This window comes from Arthrobacter sp. Soil736 (genome assembly GCF_001428005.1).
In the GTDB taxonomy this organism is placed as follows: Bacteria; Actinomycetota; Actinomycetes; order Actinomycetales; family Micrococcaceae; genus Arthrobacter.
This window is the reverse complement of the sequence record NZ_LMSB01000006.1, coordinates 111292-117712: the sequence shown is the minus strand read 5'-3', so window position 1 is coordinate 117712 and position 6421 is coordinate 111292. Positions and strand designations below refer to the sequence as shown.

4 protein-coding genes are annotated in these 6421 nt (G+C 67.1%); all 4 read left to right on the top strand.

Annotation, left to right across the window (positions count from 1 at the left end; translation table 11 throughout):
- The first annotated feature begins 727 nt into the window (after positions 1-727).
- On the top strand, positions 728-1015 hold the full coding sequence (locus ASG92_RS05565; RefSeq protein WP_056625601.1) for an HU family DNA-binding protein: 288 nt from the start codon (positions 728-730) through the stop codon (positions 1013-1015).
- Between the two features lie 103 nt (positions 1016-1118).
- Positions 1119-3308: a cytochrome c oxidase assembly protein gene (locus ASG92_RS05560; protein WP_056625598.1), complete on the top strand. Its 2190-nt coding sequence runs from the start codon at positions 1119-1121 to the stop codon at positions 3306-3308.
- Positions 3308-5317 (top strand): NHL domain-containing thioredoxin family protein, encoded by a 2010-nt coding sequence (locus tag ASG92_RS05555; protein ID WP_056625595.1) that lies wholly within the window; start codon positions 3308-3310, stop codon positions 5315-5317. Before ASG92_RS05560 ends, ASG92_RS05555 begins: the two co-directional genes overlap by 1 nt.
- 201 nt (positions 5318-5518) lie before the next feature.
- Positions 5519-6400: a type IV toxin-antitoxin system AbiEi family antitoxin domain-containing protein gene (locus ASG92_RS05550; RefSeq protein WP_056625592.1), complete on the top strand. Its 882-nt coding sequence runs from the start codon at positions 5519-5521 to the stop codon at positions 6398-6400.
- The last annotated feature ends 21 nt before the right edge of the window (positions 6401-6421 follow it).

Below are 6421 nucleotides of genomic sequence, written 5' to 3'. Positions count from 1 at the left end.
TGGTACTGCACCCGGGAGGGTGTGGGAGAGTAGGTCACCGCCGGACAACCATTAAACGGTCGAGAGCCCCAACCACACGGTTGGGGCTCTCCCGCATTTAACCCCCAAACGCCCTCTCACCACCCGCACCCTTTYYGCGGGACGCTCTCACTACCCGCACCTTTCCGGGCATCGCTCTTTCACCACACCGACGCCGGCCGGGCACACGCAGGCACACCACGCGCCGTCGTCACCCGCGGGAAGTGAGAGAGCGTCCGCGATTTAACCGCAGGAAGTGAGAGAGCGTCCGNCGCCGGCCGGGCACACGCAGGCACACCACGCGCCGTCGTCACCCGCGGGAAGTGAGAGAGCGTCCGCGATTTAACCGCAGGAAGTGAGAGAGCGTCCGYGATTATCCGGCAGGAAGTGAGAGAGCGCCGCCGTGGGAGGCGCGGAAGGTGAGAGAGGGTTCCGCCGGGCCGGCCGCCGTCGTGCCGCCGCAGTCAGGCCCCAACGCCGCGAGGGCCCCAACGCCGCGAGGACCTCAACGCAGCGAGGCCTTAACATCGTCCGCTGTGGGCGGAATTCGGTGGAAAACCCGCGAAATTCCGGTGATTTAGGTCAAAAAGTCGCGGAAACACGCGGAATTTGTCCCCCTCACGGGTGCAAGCTGGTAAGTTTTCGAACAGTGGCTTGTACGCATGCCGTGTGCAGGCTCCAGAAATCCAAAGCGTCCAGGAGGACATAAATGGCTAAGAACCGTAGTGAACTTGTTGCAGAGGTAGCAGGCAAGGCCGGCACCAGCCAGGCAGCCGTCAACTCCGTGCTCGATGCACTGTTCGAGGTTTTCGAATCTTCCGTCGCCTCCGGCGAGAAGATCACCATCCCGGGCTGGCTCGCAGTTGAGCGCACCGACCGCGCAGCCCGCACTGGCCGCAACCCGCAGACCGGCGAGACCATCCAGATCGCAGCTGGCCACAGCGTCAAGCTGACCGCTGGCTCGAAGCTGAAGGCTGCTGTCTCCAACAAGAAGTAGTCTGCACCGACAGCTCCCGCGGAGCGGCAACGACACGGTTGCCGCTCCGCCTGCTTTTAAGCTCCGATTCGCCGCGCGGGCAGCGGTAGCGGACAATGGATAAGTGCCCTCAGCAGCAAAATCCCGTATTCCACAGCCTGCGCCCGATCCGGGAACGCAGAGCCAGGCTGACGCCGCCGTCGGCATTCCGCGGCCCTGGCAGTTGGCCGGCCTTGCTGCGCTCTTCCTAGGGCTGGCAGCGGCGTTGCTGTTCTCCGGTGCCGCGGCGGCCCGCGAGGTGTCCGACCCCGGAGCCATGGTGCGCTGGGGCCTCCCTGTCAGCAAGGCAATCCACAACATCTCGCTGGCCACGGTGATTGGCGGGCTCATCTTCGCCGCGGGCATCCTGCCGTGGAAGCTTGGCGGCTCGCGGACCAGGGACCATGACGCTCCCGAGCACCCGGCCTTTACCCGCGCCCTTGCCGTAGCTGCGGCCGCCGGCGTGGCCTGGACGCTGTCAGCGATTGCTGTGCTGGTGCTGACCTACGCGGACGTGGCAGGGCAGGGTATTTCCGGGGACGCCGAATTCACCCGGGCCCTGGTCTACTTCATGACCGACATTGAAACAGGCCGGGCCTGGCTTGCCGTCACGATCATCGCCGCCGTCGTGACCACCGCCCTGTTCGGCGTGCGCTCCCTGACAGGCCTGGCGTTAACTCTGGTGCTGGCGCTGATCGGACTGGTTCCCACTGCGCTGATCGGCCACTCCTCAAGCTCGGATGACCACGAGGGCGCCATCAACTCGCTCGGCCTGCACCTGGTAGGCGTCAGCGCCTGGGTTGGCGGCATCATCATGCTCGCACTGCTCTCCGGCATCCTGGCCGGCACGCCGAACCTGGCCGGCACACGAAACCCGTCGCAGGCCCCTCGGGTCTCCCTGCCCGGCGGCCCCGCAGACATCACCGAGCCCACGCTCCGGCGTTTCTCCTCGCTTGCAGGGTTCGCGTTTGTACTGGTCTTCGCTTCAGGCGTGATCAATGCCAGCGTCCGGGTGACCAGCTGGGCCGACCTCTTCGGTTCGCCCTATGGCCAGCTGATCCTGGCGAAGTCTGCGGCCACGGTGGTGCTCGGCGGCATCGGCTTCATGCACCGGCAGTGGATCATTCCGCAGCTGGGACGCAAGGGCGCGGCCATGTCCTCGCGCCGGGTGCTGTGGCAGCTGATTCTCATGGAGCTGCTCATCATGGGGGCCACGTCCGGAATTGCAGTGGCTCTGGGCCGCTCTGCGCCGCCCGAGCCGACCTCTTACGCTCCGGACGCCTCTCCGGCCTTCATCCTGTCCGGCTACGAGCTGCCCCCGGAACTGACGCCAGAGCGCTGGGTCTCCGAGTGGCGCCCGGACTGGCTATGGATCGCCGTCGCCCTCTTTGGCCTCGTGTCCTACTTCCTCGGTGTGGCCAAGGTCCGTGCCCGCGGGGACAAGTGGCCGTGGTTCAGGTCCATCAACTGGGTGATCGGGCTGGTGGTGCTGATGTACATAACCTCCGGGCCGCCGTCGGTCTATGGGCGCGTGCTGTTCTCAGCGCACATGGTGGACCACATGGCACTGACCATGGTGGCGCCGATCTTCCTGGTTCTCGGCGCCCCCGTGACGCTCGCCCTGCGCGCCCTGCCGGCCAGGACCGACGGCTCCCGCGGACTCCGTGAGTGGCTGCTGCTCTTTGTGCACTCGAAGTTCTCCCAACTGGTCACGCACCCGCTGTTCGCCGCGGCCAACTTCGCCGGTTCGATCGTGCTGTTCTACTACTCCGATGCCTTCGGCTTTGCGATGCGCGAGCATGTGGGCCACGAGCTGATGAACCTGCACTTCGCGCTGACCGGGTACATCTTCGTGCTCAGCATGATCGGCACCGACCCGCTGCCGCGCCGGGCTCCGTTCCCGCTGCGGCTCGTGCTGCTGCTGGCCACCATGGGCTTCCACGCGTTCTTCGGCGTGGCCATCATGGGCGGCACCAACCTGCTCGCCGCCGACTACTTCGGCAACCTCGGCCGGGACTGGGGCCCGTCCGCGCTCCTGGACCAGCAAATGGGCGGAGCCGTGGCCTGGGGGATCGGCGAAATCCCAACGCTGCTGGTGGCAATCGGCGTCGCCATCATGTGGTCCAGGTCCGATGAACGCGAGACCCGCCGCACCGACCGGGCCGCGGACAGGAATAACGACGCCGATCTCACCGCTTACAACGATATGTTTGCCAAATTGGCTGAACGTGACGCCAAGCTGGCTGAACGCGACTCAAAGCTGGAAGGACGCTGATGAGCGAAACCGTACGCACCCACCACCGGGTCCGCGCCTCCGAACTGGTGGGCCGCAACTGGCTGAACACCGGCGGCAAGACCTTGGACCTCCACGCCCTGCGCGGCAAGATCGTCCTGCTCGACTTCTGGACCTTCTGCTGCATCAACTGCCTCCACGTGCTGGACGAGCTGCGCCCGCTCGAAGAGAAGTACTCCGACGTCCTGGTCACAGTCGGCGTGCACTCACCGAAGTTTGAGCACGAGGCCGATCCCGTGGCCCTCGCCGCTGCCGTGGAACGCTACGAGATCCACCACCCGGTCCTGGACGATCCCGAGCTGGAAACCTGGAAGGCCTACACGGCCCGCGCGTGGCCCACCCTGGTGGTCATCGACCCCGAGGGCTACATCGTGGCGCACCTTTCCGGCGAAGGCCACGCGGACGGCCTCGCCGTGCTCATCCCCGAACTGATTGCCGAACACGAGGCGAAGGGCACCCTGCACCGCGGCCACGGCCCCTACGTGGCACCGGAACCGACGTCGGGCACGCTGCGCTTCCCGGGGAAGGCCCTCTACCTGCCGGCCGGACGCGGTTCCGCTGCCGGAAAGCCCGACGGCGGTGCTGCCGCCGGTTCGGATGCCGGCACCTGGCTGGTCACGGACACGGGCCACCACCGCCTCGTGGAGCTCGACACCGGCTTCCACACGGTGCTCGGCACGTTCGGCACCGGGACCAGGGGCTACGCCGACGGCCCCGGAGCCGACGTCGACTCCGTGAAGCCCACCGCAGAGTTCAACGAGCCCCAGGGCCTGGTCCTCCTGCCGGAAGACGTGGCCGCCAAGACGGGCTACGACGTCGTGATTGCCGACTCCGTCAACCACCGCCTCCGTGGACTGTCCCTCACGGACGGAACCGTCACCACACTCGTCGGCAGCGGCGTGCAGCGCCTGCTGGAGACCGGACCGGCCCGCGTGGACGAGGACGCCGCCGGCTTTACCGGCCGCCTCAGCGAGCACCCGCTGGAGGTTTCCCTCAGCTCGCCCTGGGACGTTGTGTGGTCCGCCAAGCTCAACGCCGTGGTGGTTGCCATGGCCGGCGTGCACCAGATCTTCAGCTTCGATCCGCTGACCGGAGCCGTGTCGATCATCGCCGGCAACGGCCTGGAAGGGCTGCTGGACGGACCCGCCCACGAGGCATGGTTCGCGCAGCCGTCCGGCCTTGCCGAAGATGCGGATGGCAACATTTGGGTGGCGGACTCGGAGACATCCGCCGTCCGCAAGCTTGTGATCGACGACGACGGAACCGTCACCGTTGAATCCGCCGTGGGCAAGGGGCTTTTCGACTTCGGCTTCCGCGACGGCGAGGCCTCCGGGGCGCGCCTGCAGCACCCGCTCGGGGTCACTGTGCTGCCGGACGGTTCCGTGGCTATCGCAGACACCTACAACGGTGCGGTTCGCCGCTACGACCCCGCCACAAAGACCGTGTCCACCCTAGCGCGGGGCCTGTCCGAGCCCTCCGACGTGATTGTGGACCACACGCAGGTTGCAGGTAAGGAACCGCTGCTGGTGGTGGTCGAGGCCAACAAGCACCAGTTGGTCTACGTGCCCATCCCCAAGGAGGCGCAGCAGGTGGACGAGGGAGCGGTGCAGACGCACCGGCCCAAGAGCCCCGTGGCCGCGGGACCCCTGGAGCTGACCGTCCGCTTCACGGCGCCCACGGGCCAGAAGCTGGACGACCGCTGGGGCGATCCCACGCAGCTGAAGATCTCCTCCACCCCGCCGGAGTTGCTAGTGTCCGGCGGCGGAACCTCCGTGGGTCTGCTTCGCACGCTGGAGCTGGCCTCCGACGTTCCCGAGGGCGTGCTGCACATTACGGCCCGCGCCGCAGCCTGCGACGGCCCCGAAACCGAGGACGGGGAGATCCCCGACCACGCGGCGTGCCACCTGTACCAGCAGGACTGGGGCATCCCGGTGGTGCTGCAGGCCGACGGCGACACCGAGCTGGTGCTGGACCTCCGCGGCATGGACTAATCCCCCGCCACTAGCGAAGGGCTGCCGCCTGTGACCCGCTGGAATGGCCCGGTTTTCCGCCCCCACTGGCTGAGAACCGGGCCATTGGCGTGGAGAACGGCGTCAAAGCCGGGCCAGTTGCGCATTGATCCCGCGCCGGGCTTGTCCACATAGCCGGTGTCTGGCCTGTCCGGGTGTCCCGGCTACAGGCATTGTGGGCCCATGGATCCAGCGGACATCATCACCTCAGCCGGCGGCGTGCTGCTCACCCGGGACGTGCTGGCCAGAGGCTCCTCCGAGGCGGGCATCCGCCGCGCCATCCGGCACGGCGACGTGGTCAGGGTGGAGCGGGGGCTGCTGGCCGTTACCGGAGCCGATCCGGAACTCGTGGCCGCCGGGCGGTCACGGGGCCTGCTCACGTGCGCCTCGGCCGCTCCGAGATTCGCGCTCTGGCAGCTGCGTCCTGCCGTCCAGCCACACTATTGGCACAGCAACGGCAGGGCCACGGCACGTTGCATCAGCCATCGGCTGGCGCTTACCCAGCCCGCATTCCACGGAACCCTTGCCGCGCTTCCGGATGTCCTGCTCCACGGGCTGCTGTGCCTGCCGCCGCTGGAAGCGCTGGTGATGGTGGAATGCGCATACAACCGGGGAGACATCGAACCTTCATTCCTGCGCCGGCACCTTGCAGGTAATCGGTGCGGGAAGGCCCGCGACGTCCTGGCCCGCGTGGAGCGAGGCGCAGACTCGTTGTTGGAGACCCTTGCCCGCGTGTTGTTCAGGGATGCCGGGATCGCGACGGAAACTCAGGTGTGGCTCGACGGGATAGGCATGGTGGACTTCCTGCTGGAGGGCTTCCTGATTGTTGAGCTAGACGGAATCGCGTTCCACCTGGAGCCGCGTCAGTTCAAGAAGGACCGGCGGCGGGACAATTCGGCAACAGTCCGCGGGCTGCCCGTCCTGCGTTTCTTCTATGACGACGTGGTGCATGCCCCCGAGTCCATGCTCGCCCAGGTGCGGGAGGTCTTGGCCCGCGGCTCGCTCCGCTGGCCGCAGCCGGACCAGCCCGGTTATGGAGCCTACAGCCGCCTGCCGTGGCTGTGATCCCGTCGAGGAGGCCTGAAA

Coding starts and splice junctions, on each gene's coding strand:
- ASG92_RS05565 (WP_056625601.1), top strand. CDS start 728: ATGGCTAAGAACCGTAGTGAACTTGTTGCAGAGGTAGCAGGCAAGGCC.
- ASG92_RS05555 (WP_056625595.1), top strand. CDS start 3,308: ATGAGCGAAACCGTACGCACCCACCACCGGGTCCGCGCCTCCGAACTG.
- ASG92_RS05550 (WP_056625592.1), top strand. CDS start 5,519: ATGGATCCAGCGGACATCATCACCTCAGCCGGCGGCGTGCTGCTCACC.